Origin of the sequence: Streptomyces sp. NPDC059224 (genome assembly GCF_042754285.1) — a bacterium.
In the GTDB taxonomy this organism is placed as follows: Bacteria; Actinomycetota; Actinomycetes; order Streptomycetales; family Streptomycetaceae; genus Streptomyces.
Genome location: NZ_JBHZAN010000037.1, coordinates 37,644 through 56,142, shown reverse-complemented (window position 1 = coordinate 56,142; position 18,499 = coordinate 37,644). Strand labels below are relative to the sequence as shown.

16 protein-coding genes are annotated in these 18,499 nt (G+C 71.7%); 11 read left to right on the top strand and 5 right to left on the bottom strand.

Going from position 1 to position 18,499, the window contains the following annotated elements:
- Nucleotides 1–37: 37 nt before the first annotated feature.
- Complete coding sequence (locus ACFXI4_RS34590) at nucleotides 38–694, bottom strand: response regulator (protein WP_384998536.1); 657 nt, start codon at nucleotides 692–694, stop codon at nucleotides 38–40.
- The gene (locus ACFXI4_RS34585; RefSeq protein ID WP_384998533.1) at nucleotides 691–1,863 is read right to left on the bottom strand and encodes a sensor histidine kinase; all 1,173 of its coding nucleotides are present in this window, start codon (nucleotides 1,861–1,863) and stop codon (nucleotides 691–693) included. Before ACFXI4_RS34585 ends, ACFXI4_RS34590 begins: the two co-directional genes overlap by 4 nt.
- Before the next feature lie 133 nt (nucleotides 1,864–1,996).
- Between ACFXI4_RS34585 and ACFXI4_RS34580 the strand changes: the two genes are divergently transcribed.
- Together ACFXI4_RS34580 and ACFXI4_RS34575 are read left to right on the top strand one after the other, a co-directional pair.
- A complete protein-coding gene (locus ACFXI4_RS34580; RefSeq protein WP_384998530.1) occupies nucleotides 1,997–2,923 on the top strand; it encodes an ABC transporter ATP-binding protein in 927 nt (308 codons plus the stop codon).
- The gene (locus ACFXI4_RS34575) at nucleotides 2,920–3,780 is read left to right on the top strand and encodes an ABC transporter permease (protein WP_384998527.1); all 861 of its coding nucleotides are present in this window, start codon (nucleotides 2,920–2,922) and stop codon (nucleotides 3,778–3,780) included. The genes ACFXI4_RS34580 and ACFXI4_RS34575 overlap by 4 nt, the downstream gene beginning before the upstream one ends.
- 105 nt (nucleotides 3,781–3,885) lie before the next feature.
- Here the strand turns inward: ACFXI4_RS34575 and ACFXI4_RS34570 are convergent, their stop codons facing one another.
- Together ACFXI4_RS34570 and ACFXI4_RS34565 are read right to left on the bottom strand one after the other, a co-directional pair.
- The gene (locus tag ACFXI4_RS34570) at nucleotides 3,886–6,798 is read right to left on the bottom strand and encodes a Tn3 family transposase (RefSeq protein WP_384998614.1); all 2,913 of its coding nucleotides are present in this window, start codon (nucleotides 6,796–6,798) and stop codon (nucleotides 3,886–3,888) included.
- Nucleotides 6,799–7,172: 374 nt separating this feature from the next.
- Nucleotides 7,173–7,580, bottom strand: coding sequence for a hypothetical protein (locus tag ACFXI4_RS34565; RefSeq protein ID WP_384998524.1), 408 nt, complete (start codon nucleotides 7,578–7,580; stop codon nucleotides 7,173–7,175).
- A 437-nt stretch (nucleotides 7,581–8,017) separates the two neighbouring features.
- Between ACFXI4_RS34565 and ACFXI4_RS34560 the strand changes: the two genes are divergently transcribed.
- The 6 genes from ACFXI4_RS34560 to ACFXI4_RS34535 are packed head-to-tail and all read left to right on the top strand — an operon-like array spanning nucleotide 8,018 to nucleotide 13,321.
- Nucleotides 8,018–9,496 carry an ATP-binding protein gene (locus ACFXI4_RS34560; protein WP_384998521.1) on the top strand — a complete coding sequence of 493 codons (1,479 nt, stop codon included), beginning with the start codon at nucleotides 8,018–8,020 and terminating at the stop codon, nucleotides 9,494–9,496.
- Nucleotides 9,493–9,915: a roadblock/LC7 domain-containing protein gene (locus tag ACFXI4_RS34555; protein WP_362728022.1), complete on the top strand. Its 423-nt coding sequence runs from the start codon at nucleotides 9,493–9,495 to the stop codon at nucleotides 9,913–9,915. The genes ACFXI4_RS34560 and ACFXI4_RS34555 overlap by 4 nt, the downstream gene beginning before the upstream one ends.
- Nucleotides 9,912–10,274, top strand: coding sequence for a DUF742 domain-containing protein (locus ACFXI4_RS34550; RefSeq protein ID WP_384998517.1), 363 nt, complete (start codon nucleotides 9,912–9,914; stop codon nucleotides 10,272–10,274). The genes ACFXI4_RS34555 and ACFXI4_RS34550 overlap by 4 nt, the downstream gene beginning before the upstream one ends.
- Nucleotides 10,246–10,869, top strand: coding sequence for an ATP/GTP-binding protein (locus tag ACFXI4_RS34545; RefSeq protein ID WP_384998514.1), 624 nt, complete (start codon nucleotides 10,246–10,248; stop codon nucleotides 10,867–10,869). Before ACFXI4_RS34550 ends, ACFXI4_RS34545 begins: the two co-directional genes overlap by 29 nt.
- Nucleotides 10,866–12,092, top strand: coding sequence for a cytochrome P450 (locus ACFXI4_RS34540; RefSeq protein ID WP_362728028.1), 1,227 nt, complete (start codon nucleotides 10,866–10,868; stop codon nucleotides 12,090–12,092). Before ACFXI4_RS34545 ends, ACFXI4_RS34540 begins: the two co-directional genes overlap by 4 nt.
- Nucleotides 12,089–13,321, top strand: a complete 1,233-nt coding sequence (locus ACFXI4_RS34535) for a cytochrome P450 (protein ID WP_384998511.1) — start codon at nucleotides 12,089–12,091, stop codon at nucleotides 13,319–13,321. The genes ACFXI4_RS34540 and ACFXI4_RS34535 overlap by 4 nt, the downstream gene beginning before the upstream one ends.
- Before the next feature lie 134 nt (nucleotides 13,322–13,455).
- On the opposite strand, the gene ACFXI4_RS34530 is transcribed toward ACFXI4_RS34535, so the two are convergent.
- Nucleotides 13,456–14,985, bottom strand: coding sequence for a helix-turn-helix domain-containing protein (locus tag ACFXI4_RS34530; protein WP_384998508.1), 1,530 nt, complete (start codon nucleotides 14,983–14,985; stop codon nucleotides 13,456–13,458).
- Nucleotides 14,986–15,583: 598 nt separating this feature from the next.
- On the opposite strand from ACFXI4_RS34530, the gene ACFXI4_RS34525 reads away from it, so the two are divergent.
- The 3 genes from ACFXI4_RS34525 (at nucleotide 15,584) to ACFXI4_RS34515 (ending at nucleotide 18,431) form a co-directional block, all read left to right on the top strand.
- Nucleotides 15,584–16,204: an L-threonylcarbamoyladenylate synthase gene (locus ACFXI4_RS34525; protein ID WP_384998505.1), complete on the top strand. Its 621-nt coding sequence runs from the start codon at nucleotides 15,584–15,586 to the stop codon at nucleotides 16,202–16,204.
- A 112-nt stretch (nucleotides 16,205–16,316) separates the two neighbouring features.
- The gene (locus tag ACFXI4_RS34520; protein ID WP_384998502.1) at nucleotides 16,317–17,072 is read left to right on the top strand and encodes a dienelactone hydrolase family protein; all 756 of its coding nucleotides are present in this window, start codon (nucleotides 16,317–16,319) and stop codon (nucleotides 17,070–17,072) included.
- Nucleotides 17,073–17,231: 159 nt separating this feature from the next.
- Entirely contained in the window at nucleotides 17,232–18,431 is a 1,200-nt protein-coding gene (locus ACFXI4_RS34515; RefSeq protein WP_384998499.1) for a glycoside hydrolase family 64 protein, read from the top strand.
- Nucleotides 18,432–18,499 lie beyond the last annotated feature (68 nt).

Genomic DNA, 18,499 nt, shown 5'->3' with positions numbered 1-18,499 from the left:
TTCGGCCGGCGAGCTTCGGCAACTGAGGTGTTGGTGTTCACCGAGGTGGCGTTACCAGGCCGATCTCGTAGGCGGTGATGACAAGTTGGACTCGGTCGCGGGCTTCGAGTTTGGTGAGTAGCCGCGCTACGTGTGCTTTTGTGGTGGCCACGCTGATGTAGAGGTGGGCGGCGATCTCGCTGTTGGACATGCCGCGTCCGACGAGGGTCAGTACCTCGCGTTCCCGCTGGGTGATGTTCCCGACTGGGCGTGGATGCGGGGCTGGTTCGGGGCGGGCGGCGAACTCTGCGATCAGGCGGCGCGTGACGCTCGGGGCGATCAGGGCGTCTCCGGCGGCGACCACGCGGATCGCCCCGAGGATGTCGTCCAGTGCCATGTCCTTGACGAGGAATCCGCTCGCACCCGCTCGGAGAGCGCCGTAGATGTACTCGTCATCGTCGAACGTGGTGAGGATAAGGACGCGCGTCGCTCCAGCGGCTGCCGTGATCAGCTCGGTCGCCTCGATGCCGTCCATGCCTGGCATGCGGATGTCCATTACTGCCACGTCGGGCTCGGTGTCCCCGACCAGCTGGACCGCTTCGGCGCCGGTTCCGGCCTCTCCCACGACGTCGATGTCGGGGGCGTCGGCCATCAGGACGCGGAGGCCGTTGCGGACCAGTGGCTGGTCGTCGGCGAGCACGACGCGGACCGTCATGAGATGTGCACTCCTTCGGAGAGGGGGAGCCGGGCTGCCACGCGAAAGCCGCCCTCGGGTCGTGGCCCGGCGGTGAACTGGCCGCGTAGCAGGGTGACGCGTTCCCGCATTCCGGTGATGCCGTATCCGGTGCCGGAGGTGGGGCCGCCGCGGCCGTCGTCGGCGACCTCGATGGTCAGTTCGCCGTCTTGGTAGCCGATGGTGACGCGGCAGTCGGGGGTGTTCGCGTGGCGTACGACGTTGGTGAGGGCCTCCTGGACGATCCGGAAGGCGGCCAGGTCGATATCGGGGGGCAGGGGCCGTCGTTCTCCGAGCCATCGCATGTCGACATGGATGCCCGCGTCCTTCGCCGAGGCGGTCAGCCGGTCGAGGTCGGCCAGCCCCGGGGCAGGCTCGCGCGGTGCGGCCTCCGCCCCGGGGCCCGGTTCGGTGCGGCGCAGTGCGCCCAGGGTGCGCCGCAGCCCGGCGAGGGTTTCCCTGCTGGTGTCTTCGATGGTGGCCAGCGCGTTGCGGGCTTCGTCCGGCTGTGTGTCGATGACCCGGCGGCCTACGCCTGCCTGGATGGCGATGACGCCGATGCTGTGCGCGATCATGTCGTGCAGCTCACGGGCGATCCGGAGCCGTTCGGCAGCGGCGGCCTGGGTGGCGGTCTGTGAACGCAGTGCCGCGGCGTGCTCTCGGCGTTCGCGAACCGAATGGCCGGTCATCCAGGCGGCGGCGAGCGCCAGGACGAGGACCACGACCGTGCGGGCGAAGCCGTCCGTCCCGGTCCCGAGGCGTGCGGCAAAGGCGACCTGTACGCCGAGCGTCGTGACGGCAGCGGTGACCGCGATGCGGCGAGGCCAGGTGGCCACGATGTATCCGATGGCGAGGTCGTTTGCCAGAACCAGCAAATACACGACCTGCCAGAACGGGGTTGTCGTCGCAGTGACGTACGTACCCAGGAGCATCAGTGCCAGGGTCGGCACTGGGCGGCGGCGCAGCAGTCCGAGAGGCAGGACCGTGACTGCGGCCGCCGAGACGGAGGGCAAGCCGGGTGAGTCGAATGGCGTGCCGCGTGCTGCGAAGAACAGTGCGAAGGGGTAGGCGATCGCCCCGCACCAGGCCAGAGCCGCCCGCGCGGCCGGCCGCAGGTGCCAGGACAGCAGGGGACGCGGCTTGGCGGACATGGGGCGATCGTAATCGCCTGACCAGCGGCGGAACATTGGCCCGTGGGCGTACGCCCACGGGATACCAGGCATCCCGCGATTGCAGCCGACGGGCCGATGCCGGACGGACGCTCTCCCCGGCACCGTTGGCCGGGTGATCGAAGTCAACGAACTGACCAAGCGATACGGCAAGGCCACTGCCGTCAACGGCCTGTCTTTCACCGTGCGCCCCGGGCACGTCACCGGGTTCCTCGGTCCCAACGGTGCCGGCAAAAGCACCACGCTGCGCATGCTCCTCGGCTTGACCGAACCCACCAGCGGCGCCGCCACTATCGACGGTCACCTGTTCCGGGACCACTCGCGCGGCCTGCGTCACGTCGGTGCCCTGCTCGACGCCCATGACGTCCATGGCGGTCGCAGCGCAGTGGCCTATGTGTCCGCCCTGGCCCGCAGCAACGGTATCCCGCGGCGCCGGGTGGACGAGGTCCTTGAGGAGGTAGGACTGGCTCCTGCGGCCCGGCGCCGCATCGGCGGGTTCTCTCTGGGCATGAAGCAGCGGCTCGGCATCGCCACGGCTCTGCTCGGCGACCCTCCGGTGCTGCTGTTCGACGAGCCGGTCAACGGCCTGGACCCGGAGGGCGTGCGGTGGGTACGCGGCCTGTTCAGGCGGCTGGCCGCCGAGGGGCGCACCGTGTTCGTCTCCAGCCACCTGATGAGCGAGATGCAGAACACTGCCGAGCACCTGATCGTCATCGGCCGGGGCGAGTTGATCGCCGACGAGAGCGTGGCGGAGTTCGCGGCCCGCGGCACCCGCCAGAGCGTGACCGTGCGGACACCCGACAGCACCGCGCTGGCAGCTGTGCTCGAAGCCGAGGGCGCTTCGGTACAGCCGGACGACTCGGTCGCTGACGCAGAGGAGTGGCTCACCGTGACCGGCCTGAGCGCGGCCCGCATCGGGGAACTCGCCTCCCACCACCGCATCGTGCTCCTTGAGCTGGCCACCCGCACCTCCTCACTGGAGGAGGCGTTCATGGAACTCACCGCCGACAGCGTCGAATACCTCGCAGGAGAATCCCGATGACCTCGACCACCACACAGCAGACGGGGGTCTCGACGGCCGTGCGCGCCGCCGAGCCCAGCGCCCGCTTCCGGGACCTCCTTGCCGCCGAGTGGATCAAACTCTGGTCGCTGCGGTCTATTTCCTGGGCGTTCGGGGTCAGCGCGCTGGTCATCATCGCAATCAACATCAGCGCGGCCGTCGCGGACTACAACAACTGGCCGACCTACAACGAAGGGATCCGGGCCCTCTTCGTTCCGATCTGGGCCATGCGGGACGCCTTCACCATCGGCGCCTGCATGGTCCTGATACTCGCCACCGGCAGCATCGGCGCCCTCACGGTCGTCGGCGAGTACAGCACCGGACAGATCCGCACGACTTTCGCGGCAGTACCGGCCCGCCGATCGGTCGTAGCGGCCAAGATGGCCGTCGTGACGGCAGTCATGCTCGTCTACGGCACCATCGTCGCGGGAACCTCGTTCGGCGTGACACAGGCCATCCTGTCCGGTCGGGGCATCGGCCTGTCCCTCGGCTACCCAGGCGCGCTCCGCGCCGTCGCGGCGTCCGCTCTGCTCGCTCCGGTGTGCGCGCTCGTCGGGATGGGCCTCGGCGCCCTCATCCGGCACACCGCAACCACCCTCGTGACGTTCACCGGCATTCTTCTGCTTCTGCCGTTCCTCCTCAACGACCGCCACCGCTGGTCGTCCGCCATCCTTCACGCGCTGCCCCGCAGTGCGTGGGAACGACTGGTGCAGATGGGCGACCCCTTCGAATCGGCCCCTTACCCGGCGACCATCAGCGGGTCGTGGATCGTGTACGCGGCTTGGCCCCTCGCCGCAGCAGTCGTCGCTGTGGTCGCCGTCCGCCGGCACGATCCGTGAGCCCGCAGGGACTGGCTGCCAAAGATGTACACCGGGCCGTTGCAGCAGGCCCTTGGTCCGTACTCGCCGGGTGCCAGGCGGGAGTGTGACGGCCCCGCCCCACGCTCAGGCTTCCGGCCAGGTCGTACCACGCAGTGCCGGTTGAGGGGTCTGCGAGTCGGACGCCGTGCGGGGGCCGGGCACCACGGACGCCGCGGCGGCGAGGGCGAGGTGCGAGTTCATATCCAGCTCGAACCGGCCGTAGGGGTTCACGTGGGTCCAGAACAGCGGGGACAGGGCCCGCCGGTCGGCGTCGGTGAGCCGCTTCTGCCACTTCTCCTCGCTCAGGATGTCCTGAAGCAGGAGGGTGTTGACGTGCACCAGCGCGGACTGGAGCAGGTGCAGCGCCAGCATCGAGACCTCCTGGGACTCCTTGTCAGAGCCGGTCAGGTCGCCGTCCTTGCCGTAGAACAGGTCGTGGTTGGCGGAGTTCCAGTTCTCCACGACCTGGAGCCCGTCGTTGATCTCGCGCCGCAGGTCGGCGTCGGCGAGGTAGTCGCAGATGAACGCCGTACGCACCGCCCGCCCAAGTTCCTCAATCGCGCGGTAGGTGGGGTGCTTGGGCCCGCCGCGAGTGAAGCGCCGTAGGACCTGCTCAGCCTCGGCGGTACCCAGGCGCAGGGCGGTGGTGTACTTCACGATCCGGTCGTACTGCTGGCGGATCAGGTCCCAGTCGATCGTCTTGGTCGACAGCACCGGCGCCAGGTTCGGCCACTTCTCGTCCTCGCCGGCCGCCGGCCGGTACAGCCGCGCCGAGCCGACGTTCTTCAGCCTGGGCAGCAGGTTGAATCCGAGCATGTGGGCGAAGGCGAACCCGACGATGGAGGCGCCGTGCGTGTCGGTGTACTGCCGGTCGATCTCCAGGTCCGTGCAGTGCCGCAGCACGCCCTCGATCATCGCGGCGACCTCCGAGGCCGAGCAGGACTTGAGCTGGCTGTAGACGCACAGCGACTTCTTCTCGACGTGCCAGTAGATCATCACGCCGGGGCCGCGGTACCGCTGGTGCCACTCGGTCATGAAGTTCGAGCTCCAGGAGCCGAACTTCTTGGAGTCGCTCGCGCAGGCGGTGCCCTCGCCCCACCACGCCGCATCGCGAGCGGCGAAGGTAGCGTTGACCAGCCGCACCAGCGCCGCGCGCAGGTTCGTCCGGTTGACGAACAGGTGCCGTACCCGGCGAAGGACGGCCTCGCTCTCGCCGTGCTTGCCGGTGACCGCGACCCGCTTGATGCCCATGTTCGTACCCAGCGCGAACAGCACCAGCAGCAGCCGGCGCCGCAGCACCGCCTTCGGGACCGCCTCCCTGGTGGCGACCGAGGTGAACTCGCCGGTGAAGCCGGTGGCGAACTCGGCCTCCTTGAGGATGTCGATCAGGTCGATGGTGCCCCAGCGGCGTTCAACCTCCGCCTTCAGCGCGACGAGGTTCTCCGGCTCCTCCTGCTTGCCCAGCAGCGAGACCTTGATCCACGGCTCACCGTGCCGGCGGACGATGTCCACCCCGCCCGTAGTGCCCAGCTCCAGCGCCGTGTCGAAGCGGGGCAGGGCCTCGCGCAGCCTCTTCTCCAGGGCCTCGATGAACTTCTCTGGGTCCTGCGGCTGGCGGATCGCGTCGTAGTGCACATCGCGGTTGTCCTCGAAGTCCGGCGGCAGATCGTCCTCCGGGTTCTGCCACCGGTTCGCGCCCGGCACCCAGATCTCCCGCCGCCGCAGCGCGTCCCGCAGCGCCACGAGCACGCACAGCTCGTACGGGATGCGCTCGACCCGGCCGCGCTCATCCACGACCGCCTTGCGCCACTCCTCGCGCACCACCCCGGCCAGCGGGATCTTCTCCGCCTCGTCGAAGAACGCCCCCTCCTTCGCGATGGGCTGGTCCAGGTACCGCTTGAGCAGGTCGATCGCGTCCATCACCGGCCGGTAGGCGGTGTTGTTGCACTTCAGCTCCAGCGCGTTCAGCAGCGGCGAGAGCATCCGGCGCCAGTGGTTCGAGTACGACGAGCGCAGCACCGTACGCACCCGGGCCCGGTAGCGCGCCTCGTTCGCCGCGGCCTCCGCGGCGAGGGCCTTCAGCGTGGACTCCCCGGCCACCGGATAGATCACCTTGCGGACCGTGCCGCCCGGCTCCGCGACCGCTGCCTCCGCCAGCCGCAGCAGGATGCCCTCCTTGCCGCGGACCCGCTTGAGCTCCTTGTTGAACTCGCCCTCGACCTTCTTCTCCGCTCGCGTGTTGATCTTCTGCACGAGCTGGATGAACAGCTCCACCAGCGAGTCGGTGATCTCCGTCTCCCGCACATGGCACAGCGTCGACAACAGTGTGTACCGCACCGGTCCGGTCGCCGCCCGAAGGTCCGAGGGGTACTCCTTCGCGGCCCGCGCCCGCCAGGCCGCCACCAGCTTCCCCGAGATGTCCCCGAACAACTCCGGCGGCAACTGAAGCCCGCGCACCCGCTGGAGCTTGTTCACCTCCGCCAGCAGGCTGTCCAGCCCCAACGCGCCCGGGTCCGCCTTCAGCTCGGTGAAGAACGTGCCCCCGCCGCCCGCGCTCTCCTCGTCCGCTCCGGCCTCGGCGATCAGGTCGTCCAGCCGGGACCGGGTCGCCGCCGACAGCCGGCCCACGGTGGCCGCGCAGAACCGCTCCTCAAAGGTGCTGACCGCCCTGCCCACCAGCCGGGCGATCTGTCCCGGGGCCGGCGGCTCCAGCCGGTCCTTGCGGCAACGCGCCACCACCGCCTCCGCGAGCCGATCCCGGTTCAGCTCCACCCCGCACAGCTCGACCGCCAGCCACTCGGCGAGCTGGGTCTGGTCCCCCTCGGAGCACTCACGGAAGCCGAACGCGCCCCGGATCTCCATCCGGTGCCGCTTGATCGCCCGCCCCGACCAGTCGTACGCGGCCCACTCCTCCGCCGCCACCTTCACCTGCTGAGCGACATACGACACCGCTGGCACCGGGATCTCCCCAGCATCCTCCGGGAACCGGGCCTCCACCTCGAAGAACTTCAGCAACAGCGCGAACCCCAACCGGTTCGCCCCCGACTTGTCCGCAGCCGCTCCTGGTCCTCCTCCAGCAGCGTCCAGACCTCGATCAGGTCCTCCGGCTCCCACTCCTGCCGCACCCCGCGCTCCCTCCGGTCGTCATGACCGGACCAACCTCGCCGAGCACGGCCCCCGATGAGCACAGAAGATCAAAAGCCCTGACAAGCACACCCCAGATCCGCTACAGAGAGCTACTTGTCACTTCGCCGTAGCTTCGGGAGGACAGGGCCGTGACCGCCGTCGCGCCGGCGACGCTGTCGGCTGCCGTCCGTCCAGAGGGCGGCCGCGTCCGCACCGGCCGCACCCGCCACCCCTCGCCCACTCCGTCACCGTCCGGCCATCCGGACGTCCGCGACCTGACCCCGGCCGTCGCCGCCCCACTCGACGCGGCCGTGCGGAAGGTCGTGCGCGAGGCGGACGTACCCGGCGTGACCGTCGGCGTCTGGACACCGCGCCGGCCGCACCCCAGGGCAGTTGCTCGCCCACTCCTTCAGGCACCCGCTGATGTTCCAGCCCGGGGAGAAGTTCTCCTGCTCCGGGAGCACGTCCTCGCTCCGGCGGGCCCGGGCGGCCGGCGTGATCACCTCCGACCTGGACGACCTCGGCACCTGGGCCCGCGCCGTGGCCACCGGGACCTTCCCCGACGGCACGGACATGGTCGGCCCGGCGGTCCAGAAGCAGCGGCTGACGACCCGGCCGTCGGGGATCGCGGGCGCCGGGTACGGGCTCGGCATCTTCGACGTCCAGGGCTTGATCGGGCACAACGGCTCGCTGCCCGGCTACGAGAGCCTGACCGCCCGTCTGCCGTCGGCGCGCACGACCGCGGTGGTACTGCTGAACACCGGCATCAGCCACCGGGGCCGTCGAGCCCAGCACCCTGTTCGGCCGGGCGATCACCCGGATCATCTCGCCGACCACGCCTTCGACCTGCCGGCGCGGCCGCCGCCACCCGCTGACGGCACAGACCGGACGGATCCCCAACTCGCCTCCCGTGCACGGCATTTCCGACAGTTGACACAGAAGCGAAGACTCGTCGAGCAGATTCGAAGCGATGTGGCGATTCACCGTGCGGGGCCGGTCGATGACGGTGTGTACTGTGCTGCGAGCGCCACACGGGAGGGCCCTGGACTCCCCGTGCCCACTGCTGCCCTACCCCCTGGAAACCGATTCCATGATCGAATTGCCGGAACTGGTGGCCGGTGGTCTCGCCGCCGGAACGCTCTCCGCGCTAGCCCTCGGCGGCGGCCTGCTGCGGGCCCGGCGCCAGAGGGCGGCACTGCGCGCCGAGGTGACGGAGTTGCGCACCCGGCTGAGGGGCGCCGAGGGCACGTTCGTCTCCGAGGTCGAGCACCTGGCCACCCGCCGGATGCCCGCGGCGGCCGCGCAGCTCACGCATCCGCACCTCAAGGTGCCCGGTCCCGCGGGGCAGCAGACGCCCGGGACCCCCACGGGGATCGCGCTGGAGTACGTACTCACCGCGCTGCGCGAGGAGTTGACCGCACAGCGCGCCCGGATCGACGCGGCCGCGCAGGCCGGTCTGCGCGGCGCCACCCGGGAGATCCAGGCCGCCCTGTACCGCCTGCAGGACGCCCTGCGCGGACTCCAGCAGCGCTACGACGAACCGGAGTTGGCGCAGACGCTGTTCGCCCTGGACCACGAGAACGAGCAGTCCCTGCGGCGGGCGCAGGTGGCCGCGGTGGTCTGCGGGGCCTGGGTGGGGCTGGCCCGCGAGGAGTCCCACGTGGTGGACGCCGTGACCGGCGGCCAGGCCCGGCTCGCCGGCTACCACCGGGTCACGGTCCACAACCATCTGGAGCCGGGCACCGCCCTGGTGTCCCACGCGGTCGAGCCGGTCGCCGTCATCGTCGCCGAACTCCTCGACAACGCGTTGCGGCACTCGGCGCCGGACACCGACGTCGTGGTCAATCTGGAGCACGTCCACCACGGGGTGTGCGTGACCGTCGACGACGCGGGCCTCGGCATGACGCAGGACGAACGGGCCAGGGCCCAGCGGCTGGTGGCGGGCAGCGACCCGATCCTGCTGACCGACCTCGGCGATCCGCCCCGCATGGGTCTGGCCGCGGTCGGCCGGCTCACCCGCCAGTTCGACCTGAGCGTCGACGTCTCCTCCCCCTCGCCGTACGGCGGGGTGCGCGCGGTGCTGCGAATCGACACCCACCTGCTCGGCCGGATCGACCCGGACCTGCGGCCGCCGTCCGCCAGTGCGCCCCGCTCGACGCGCGAGCGCGCGGCGCTACGCCCGGAGCCGGGCCGCGAGCCGGCGCACGAACCGGCCGGACACGAGACGCCGGCGGCCGAGCCCCAGGCCCCCGCGGTGCCTGCCCCGGCTGTTCCCGCCCCCGCCGCTCCGGTGCCCGCCACGGCCGGCACCGGCACCGAGCACGAGCGCGCCCCCGGCCACCAGGAACCGGGTGACCCGGGCGGCCTCCCGCAGCGGCGGCGTCGTACCCGTCCCGAGGACCCCGACACCCCCGGCACACCCCGGCAGCAGCCGGCCGCGCGGCGGCCCGAGGAGGCGGCCGCCGCGCTCGCCGCCCTGCAGTACGGCACCGCGGCGGCGCGGACCCCCAAGCGGGCCGACCCGCCCGATCCCCAACGGACCGACGACGAAGGAGGAGCGGCCAGATGAGCAGCCGCGATGCGGGCGAGACGGCATGGGTGCTGGATCCGGTCCTGCAGATACCGCATGTCCTGGCCGCCGTCCTGCTCACCCGGGACGGCCTCGCGACGGGGTACACCGACGCCCTGTCCCAGGCGACCGCCGAGCGGGTGGCCGCGATCACCAGTACCGTGCAGGGCGCCTGCCGGGCCGCGGCCGCCGAGTTCGCCGACCGGGACCGGGCGGAGGTCCGGCAGGTGGTCATCGAGTCGGACCACGGATACGTGCTGATCGTGCCGACCGACCACGGCACCTGTGTGGCGGCCTACGGCGACCCGGAGGTACGGCTGGACCTGCTGGCGCACCGGGTGCACTCGCAGGTGGCACGGCTGGGCGAGAAGGCGATGGCGGCGGCGCCCAGAGGCTCCGACGGCGGCGCGCCGGCATGACCGGCCGCCGTGGCGGCCGTCCCCTGGTCCCCGCGTATCTGTCGACCGGCGGGGTGGCCCGGCCCAGCCGTCCGCATCTGGAACGGCTGACGGTGCTCACCCGCGACGGGGCACCCCCGCCCGCCGGTCTGCCCGCGGCCGAACAGGCCCTGCTGGAGCTGCTGGCCGGTGGCGCGCTGACGCTGGTGGAGTCGGCGGCGCTGCTGCGGCTGCCGGTGTCCGCCGTCCGGGTGCTGGCCGCCGACCTGGTCGACCGGGACCTGGTCCAGGCCCGCGCGCCGATCCCGGCCGCCGAACGGTTCGATCCCGACCTGCTGAAGAGAGTGGCCGATGGCCTCCGCGCCCTCAAGCACCGGTGAACTGCCCCGCACGGGCGGCCCCCATCTCCCCGACACCGCCCGCGACCTGGTGAAGATCCTGGTCACCGGCCCGTTCGGGGTGGGCAAGACGACCCTGATCGACTCGGTGTCGGAGATCCGTCCGCTGCACACCGAGGAGCGCCTCACCGAGGCCTCCGTCCATGTCGACGAGCTCGACGGGGTGCGGGACAAGGAGACGACGACCGTCGCGATCGACTTCGGGCGGATCAGCCTGGCCGGAGGCATCGTGCTCTATCTGTTCGGGACGCCGGGACAGCAGCGGTTCCGGACGCTGTGGGACGACGTCTCCTACGGCGCGCTGGGCGCCCTGGTGCTGGTCGACAGCAGGCGGATCGACGCCTCCTTCGACGTGCTGGGTCTGGTGGAGGAGACGGGCCTGCCGTACGCGGTCGCCTTCAACGCGTTCCCCGACGCGCCGAGCCACTACACGGGCGAACAAGTGCGCGCCGCCCTGGACCTGGAGCCGGGCACCCCGATGGTGCGGTGCGACGCGCGGGACCCGCACTCCTCGGTCGACGCGCTGCTCGCCCTCGTACAGCATCTGATCGACGACCGGCCGGCGGAGGCCCGATGACCGTGCAGCACTCCTTCACCGTCTCCGGACCGGTGCGCCTGTGGGAGGACGGCTTCGCCCGGAACCCGCACGGCTACTACGCGGCGCTGCGCGCCCAGGGCCCGGTCGGCTGGGCGGAACTCGCCCCGGGCACGCCCGCGTACGTGATCACCGAACGGCGCGCCGCCCTCGACGTGCTGCGGGACGTGGAGGCCTTCTCGCACGACCCGCGGGACTGGGAGGCCACCGTCCCCGAGGACTCCCCGCTGCTCGGCATGATGCGCTGGCGGCCCAACGCGCTGTTCTCGGACGCCGACGCCCACATCCGCTACCGCGCCAGTCTCATCGACGTGTTCGACCTGATCGAGCCGCACGATCTGCGCGCGTTGGTGCACCGGGCGGTACGGCTGCTGGTGGACCGTTTCGGGCCGCGCGGCGAGGCGGATCTGGTCGCCGACTTCACCCGTCCGCTGATGGCGCTGGTGTTCAACAACCTGTTCGGGCTGCCGGACAGCCAGGGCGACCGGCTCAGCGAGGGCCTGCTGAAGATGATGGAGGGCGGCGCGCAGGCCGCCGAGGGCGAGGCCGAGTTCGCCGACTACGTGCTGCGGCTGGTCGCCGCCAAGGTCGCCGAGCGCGGCGAGGACCTGCCGAGCATGCTCCTGGACCATCCGGCCGGGCTGTCCCCGGAGGAGGTCACCTGGCAGGTCTTCCTCACCCTCGGCGCGGGGTACGAGCCGACCACGAACCTGGTGTCCAACGCGCTGTCCCGGATCCTCGGCAACTCCCTCTACTACTCGACGCTGACCAGCGGTGCCCGTCCGGTCATGGACGCGGTGATCGAGGTACTGCACCACGAGACCCCGCTGGCCAACTACGGCATCTACTACGCCCGGCGGCCCGTCGCCTTCCACGGGGCGTGGGTCAGGCCGGCGGTCCCGGTGGTCGTCTCCTTCGGTGCCGTGGGGCTGTTCGCCGAACGGGAGGTCACCGACGGGCGGCGGGCCGGGGACGCCTCACACCTGTCGTGGGGTGCGGGCCCGCACGCCTGCCCGGTGCGCCACCACGCGCTGCTCATCGCGACCGAGGCGATCGAGCGGCTCACCCTGTGGCTGCCCGACCTCGACCCGGTCCTGCCCCGCGAGAGGCTCAGCTGGCGGCCCGGCCCGTTCCACCGCTCGCTGACATCCCTGCCCGTCCGGTTCAGCCCCCGCGCCCACGACCAGCCTGGAGAGTCGTCGTGACCGTCACCGACCGCATCGCTCTCGACCCGTTCGGTTCCGACATCCCGGCGGAGAGCGCGCGGTTGCGCGCCCTCGGTCCCCTCGTACCTGTCGAACTGCCCGGCGGCATACCGGCCTGGGCCCCCACCGGCTACGACGTCCTCAGGGAACTGATCCTCGACCCCCGGGTCAGCAAGGATCCGCGCAGGCACTGGCGGTTGTGGCCGCAGATCGGCGAACACCCGTCCTGGGGCTGGGTGCTCGGCTGGATCGGCGTGGTCAACATGCTCTCCGCCTACGGTCCCGACCACACCCGGCTGCGCAAGCTGGTGGCGCCGAGCTTCACGCACCGGCGCACCGAGGCGATGCTGCCGCGCGTCACGGCCATCGCCGGAGAGCTGCTCGACGCGGTGGCGGCGGCCGGGGCCGACGGCTCGGCGGTGGATCTGCGGGCCGGGCTGGCGCATCCGCTTCCGATGCGCATGATCTGCGAACTCTTCGGTGTGCCCGACGAGTTGCGGGACGGCACCGGTGAGCTGATCGCGGCCATCATGGACACCTCCGATCCGACCCCGGAGCACGCGGCGTTCGTGCAGGAGCGGATCGGCACGGTCCTCGGCGGGCTGATCGCGTACAAGGCCACCCGTCCCGGCGACGACATGACCACGGAGCTGATCCGGGTCCGCGACGAGGACGGCGACCGGCTCGGCGACGAGGAACTGCTGTACACCCTGCTGCTGGTGATCGGCGCCGGTTTCGAGACCACCGTCAACCTGATCGGCAACGCGGTGGTGGCGCTGCTGACCAGTCCGGTACAGCTGGCGGCGGTACGCGCCGGGACGGTCGGCTGGGACGCGGTGATCGACGAGACGCTGCGGGTGCATCCGTCGATCGCCGCGCTGCCGCTGAGGTTCGCGGTGACCGACCTGAAGGTGGCCGACGTCACCGTTCCGGCCGGGGACGCGATCATCACGACGTACGCGGCGGCGGGCCTGGATCCGGAGCACTACGGGGCGGACGCGGACGTGTTCGACGCGGCCCGCGGGGCCGACGACCATCTCTCGTTCGGACTCGGGGTGCACCGCTGCATCGGCGCGCCGCTGGCCCGTGCGGAGGCGCTCGCCGCGCTGCCCGCCCTGTTCGACCGCTTCCCTGGACTGCGGCTGGCCATCGGCGCACAGGAGCTGCGGCAGGTCCCGTCGTTCATCGCCTTCGGCTGGCAGGAGATCCCGGTGCGACTGGGACGTTGAGTCCGGAGGCCCGTCGGGGGTCGCGGGGGCTGCGACCGGTCCCCCGTTCCGGTCGTGCCCCCGCGGGAGGTGAACTTACGTGCGGATCCGGCCGTTGGGTATCGCGTCGATGCCCGCTCGGGCGACCGGAGGGCTCACCCGTGCACAGGCGAGTCCGGTTGGCCCGGATTCGCCCGGGGCAGGGTGGGGGCGGTGAGGTCTCCGAGGGCGAGGTGGGCCAGGACGACCTCGTACAGGTCGGCGCCAGCGGCCAGCAGCTGGCGTTCCAGAACGGGTTCGGCGCCGCGTACGTGTTCACGGACGGTCTGTGCGTGCACCCCCAGGTCCTGGGCCGCGCGTTCGGCGTTGCCGCCGGCGGCGATCCAGGCCCGCAGGGTACCGCGCAGATCACGGCCGTCCCGGGTCAGCCGGTCCAGCAGATCGTGCGCCCACGCGCGCAGCCCGGGACCGGCCAGCAGATCCCCGAGCCGTGCGCCGGGCGCCTCGGGTGCCGTGGCGCGGAGGTCCTCCGTCCAGGCCGCCTGCGTGTTCAGGGCCAGATGGGCGGTGGCGCGCACGGCCAGGTCGGAGAAGTCGGCGTCCAGCAGGGCCTCGACGCGGTCCATGCGGGCGCGGACGGTGTTGCGGCTGACGCCGAGGACCTTGGCCGCGCTGACGGCGGTGAACTCCAGTCCCAGGCGGGTGGTGGCGAGGAGCTCCGCGCGGGTGTGGTGGGGCAGGGTGTCCAGCGGCCGGAGCACGGCGGCGGACCAGGCGTGCAGAGCGGCCGGGTCCATCAGCCGTTCCGGGTGGGTGCGTTCGGCGTAGACGGCGGCCTGGTCGGAGCGGAAGTGGGCGACGGCGAGGGCGCTGACGGCCTGGCCGTAGGCGGTGGCGGTGCGGGCGAGGCTCTGCCGGACACTGCCGCCGAGGAACGTGCCGGGGCGGCCGTCCACCAGCGAGCGCAGCCACTGCCCGGCCCTGGGAGCGGGGCTGACGACGATGACATGGCCGTCGACCGCGGGACAGCGCACGACCAGGGCCTGGCCGCGGGTGATGTCCAGGCAGTCCTCGGCGAGCCCGTCGCGTTCGGCCGGGTGGCCCTCGACGACGTACACGCAGGCGCTGTCGGTGTCGAGGAGGCCGGGCCACAGTCCGGCGGCGACCCGGCGGGCGGAGACGGTGTCCTCGACCATCAGCAGTTGCAGGATGGCCAGGCGCAGGTCGGCGGTGGCCTGCCGGAGCCGCCGCCCGGCGGCCGTCGACTCGCGCTCGCCCAGCAGGAGTTCGAGGACGCCGGCGGTGTGGGTGACGATCTCGGCGGCCCGCCGGTCGAAGGGGGTGGCACGGGCCACGGCGAGCAGCGAGGCGGCCCCCGCACGCGGGTCGGGGGCGTGCACGGAGACCAGGCGCAGGTGCCGGTCGCCGTCCTCGACGGCGGCGGCGGAGATCCGGCCGGCGACCACCTCGGCGACCAGGCCGTCGTCGAGGGGCAGCGGCTCCCCGGCGAGCACGGTGCCGTCGGCGTCCTGGAGACAGACCGTGGCCCGCACCGCACGGGCCAGCCAGGTGACCACCCGGCGCGGGTCGCGGGCACCGGGGCGCAGGTGGTCGAGGAGCTGTGCGGCCCAGACGTCGGTCAAGGATGTCGGGGGGTACGGGCCTTCGTCTGCCCGGCCAGCCATCTCGCCCTGCTCCTCGTCCGTAGCGTCGACCTCGGTCTACGGACGCTACCCGATGAACCTGGGCAGGTCCCGACCGCCCGGTACACCTTCGCCGGCGGCCCTCGGGGGAAGGGCCGCCGGCGAAGAACGCCTCACCCGGAGCCGGGGGGATGGCTCTCGGGCGGCTGAGTACGCTGGTTCCCCGGATTCCGGCAGGCATGCACACGAGTTTTCCGCGGCCTCGCCCCGGCTCCTTCCCAGACCCCGCCGTACGCCCGGACACGACCGGAGGCAGGCCTGGCCGAGTCCGCCGCACAGTGCCCGGCGGAACTCTCCCGAACCGCCCACGACATGAGGGAAAGCGCGGTCACCCCCACGCGGCGTGGCCGACGCCGGTATCGGTGCCCGGCGGCTGTTCCGCCGCCTGGAAGCGGGGGGTCTTCGGGGTCGCGGCCGGTCCCGGGGCCGCGCGTCACCCGCTCGGGCTGCGCATATCCCCCTCGCGGCACCGGTTCGCCGCACCAGCGCACCGGGAGACGACAGCCGGCGACACGCCGGAGCCCGGACCCTCCGTCGAGCCCGCGGAGCCGTCCGGGCCCGGACGGCATAAGCTCGGCGGATGGCCAAGTACTTCGACGTGCACCCCGACAACCCGCAGCCGCGCAGCATCTCCCAGATCGCCGACGCGGTGCGTTCGGGGTCGCTCATCGCCTACCCGACCGACTCCTGCTACGCCCTGGGCTGCCAGCTCGGCAGCCGGGACGGCATCGACCGGATCCGCTCCATCCGGCACCTGGACGACCGGCACCACTTCACCCTGATGTGCCGGGACTTCGCCCAGCTCGGCCAGTTCGTGCGGGTCGACAACGACGTGTTCCGGGCCGTGAAGGCGTCGACCCCCGGCAGCTACACCTTCATCCTCCCGGCGACCCGTGAGGTGCCGCGCAAACTGCTGCACCCGAAGAAGAAGACGGTCGGGGTGCGCATCCCCGACCACGTGGTCACCCAGGCGCTGCTCGCGGAGCTGGGCGAGCCACTGCTGTCCAGCACCCTGCTGCTGCCGGACGAGAAGGAGCCGCTGACCCAGGGCTGGGAGATCAAGGACCGCCTGGACCACCAGGTGGACGCGGTGGTCGACTCCGGGGATTGCGGCACCGAGCCGACCACGGTCATCGACTTCTCCGACGGCGAGGCGGTGATCGTCCGCCAGGGCGCGGGAGACATCTCGCGCTTCGAGTGACGACGGGGTCCCCGGGCCGCGGTCCTCTCCCCTTCGCGTGCCACGATGATCGTGACATGCCGCGCCGGGCCTCCCCCGACCCGACGCCGACTCCACAGAGAGGCACTGCGCCATGACCGTCGTACAGGGAACCGACGTGGACATCACCACCGAGGACGGCGTCGCCGACGCCTACCTGGCCCACCCCGCCGACGGCCTGCCCCACCCGGGCGTGCTCTTCTACCAGGACGCCTACGGCATCCGCCCGCACCTGAAGTCGATGGCGGACCGGCTCGCCGGCGCGGGCTACACGGTGCTGCTGCCGAACGTCTTCTACCGCAGTGGCCGCACCCCGGTCGTCGACCTCCCCGAGTTCATCGACCCCGCGCAGGACCCGACGATCTGGCAGCGGATCATGCCGGTCATGTCGTCGCTGACGTCCGAGCTCAGCGACCGTGACTCGGCCGCCTACCTGGACTGGATGGCCGAGAGCCCGCTGGTGGCCGACGGTCCGGTGGCGATCACCGGCTACTGCATGGGTGCCCGGCTGGCCGTGCGGACCGCCGCCGCGTTCCCGGACCGGGTGGCGGCCGCGGGCGGCTTCCACGGCGGCCGGCTGGTCACCGAGGACGCGGACAGCCCCCACCTGCTGGCGAACCGGGTCACGGCGGAGCTGTACTTCGGCTTCGCGGACCAGGACCAGTCGATGACCGCGGAGCAGATCCGCACCTTCGAGGCGGCGCTCACGGCCGCCGGGGTGCGCAACACCTGCGAGGTCTACCCGGGCGCCGAGCACGGTTACACCCAGGCCGACACCCCCGCGTACTCCGCCGAGGCCGCCGAGCGGCACTGGGACGCGCTGCTCGGTCTGCTGAAGCGCACCTTCTGATCCGAGCGCGTCCCGGAATCCGGGGGCCCGTCATCCGGCGGGCCCCCGGATTCCGTCCCCACTCATTGACATGCACCCGCCCCACCGGCACCCTGAGAGCGCTCTCAGACTGGTACGGACCAATGCCCGTACGACCCCGACCCCACACGGAGGTGGAGAGTGCGCACAGGACTCGCACGCCGGACGCTGCCCCTGGCGGCCGCCGCGGCGCTGATCTGCGGGGCGCTCACCCTGGGCACCCCGCAATCGGCCGGCGCGGCGGTGCCGGACACCATCCCCCTGAAGATCACCAACAACTCCGGCCGCGGCGACCAGGTGTACGTCTACGACCTCGGCACCCAGCTCTCCACCGGCCGGCAGGGCTGGGCCGACGCGAACGGCACCTTCCACGCCTGGCCGGCCGGCGGAAACCCGCCGGCGCCCGCGCCGGACGCCTCGATCACGGGGCCGGCGGCCGGACAGTCGAAGACCATCCGGATCCCGAAGTTCTCCGGCCGGATCTACTTCTCCTACGGCCAGAAGCTCGACTTCAGGCTGACCACCGGTGGCCTGGTCCAGCCCGCCGTGCAGAATCCGAGCGACCCCAACCGCAACATCCTCTTCAACTGGTCCGAGTACACGCTCAACGACGCGGGCCTGTGGATCAACAGCACCCAGGTGGACATGTTCTCGGCGCCGTACGCGGTCGGGGTGCAGCGCTCCGACGGCACCGTGAGCACCACGGGGCACCTCAGGCCGGGCGGCTACAACGGCTTCTTCAACGCGCTGCGCGGACAGTCGGGCGGCTGGGCGAACCTGGTGCAGACCCGGTCCGACGGCACCGTGCTCCGCGCGCTCTCGCCCCTGTACGGCGTGGAGACCGGGGCGCTGCCGGCGAGCGTCCTGAACGACTACGTCAACCGGGTCTGGACGAAGTACGCGACGACGGCGCTGACCGTCACCCCGTTCACCGACCAGCCGAACACCAGGTACTTCGGCCGGGTCTCGGGCAACGTCATGAACTTCACCAACTCCGCCGGGGCGGTGGTGACCAGCTTCCAGAAGCCCGACGCGGGAAGCGTCTTCGGCTGCCACAACCTGCTCGACGCGCCCAACGACCAGGTGCGCGGCCCGATCTCACGCACCCTGTGCGCGGGCTTCAACCGGTCCACGCTGCTCACCAGCGCGAACCAGCCGGACACCAACCCGGCGGACTTCTACAAGGACGCGGTGACCAACCAGTACGCGCGCGCCGTCCACGCCCAGATGGCCGACGGCAAGGCGTACGCCTTCGCCTTCGACGACGTCGGCAACCAGGAGTCACTGGTCAACGACGGCAGTCCGCAGCAGGCGTACCTCACGATGGACCCGCTGAGCTGACACGCGCGAGCGGCCCGTACCCGGATGCCGGGTACGGGCCGCTCAACCGGTGCTGTCTCGGCCGGTGG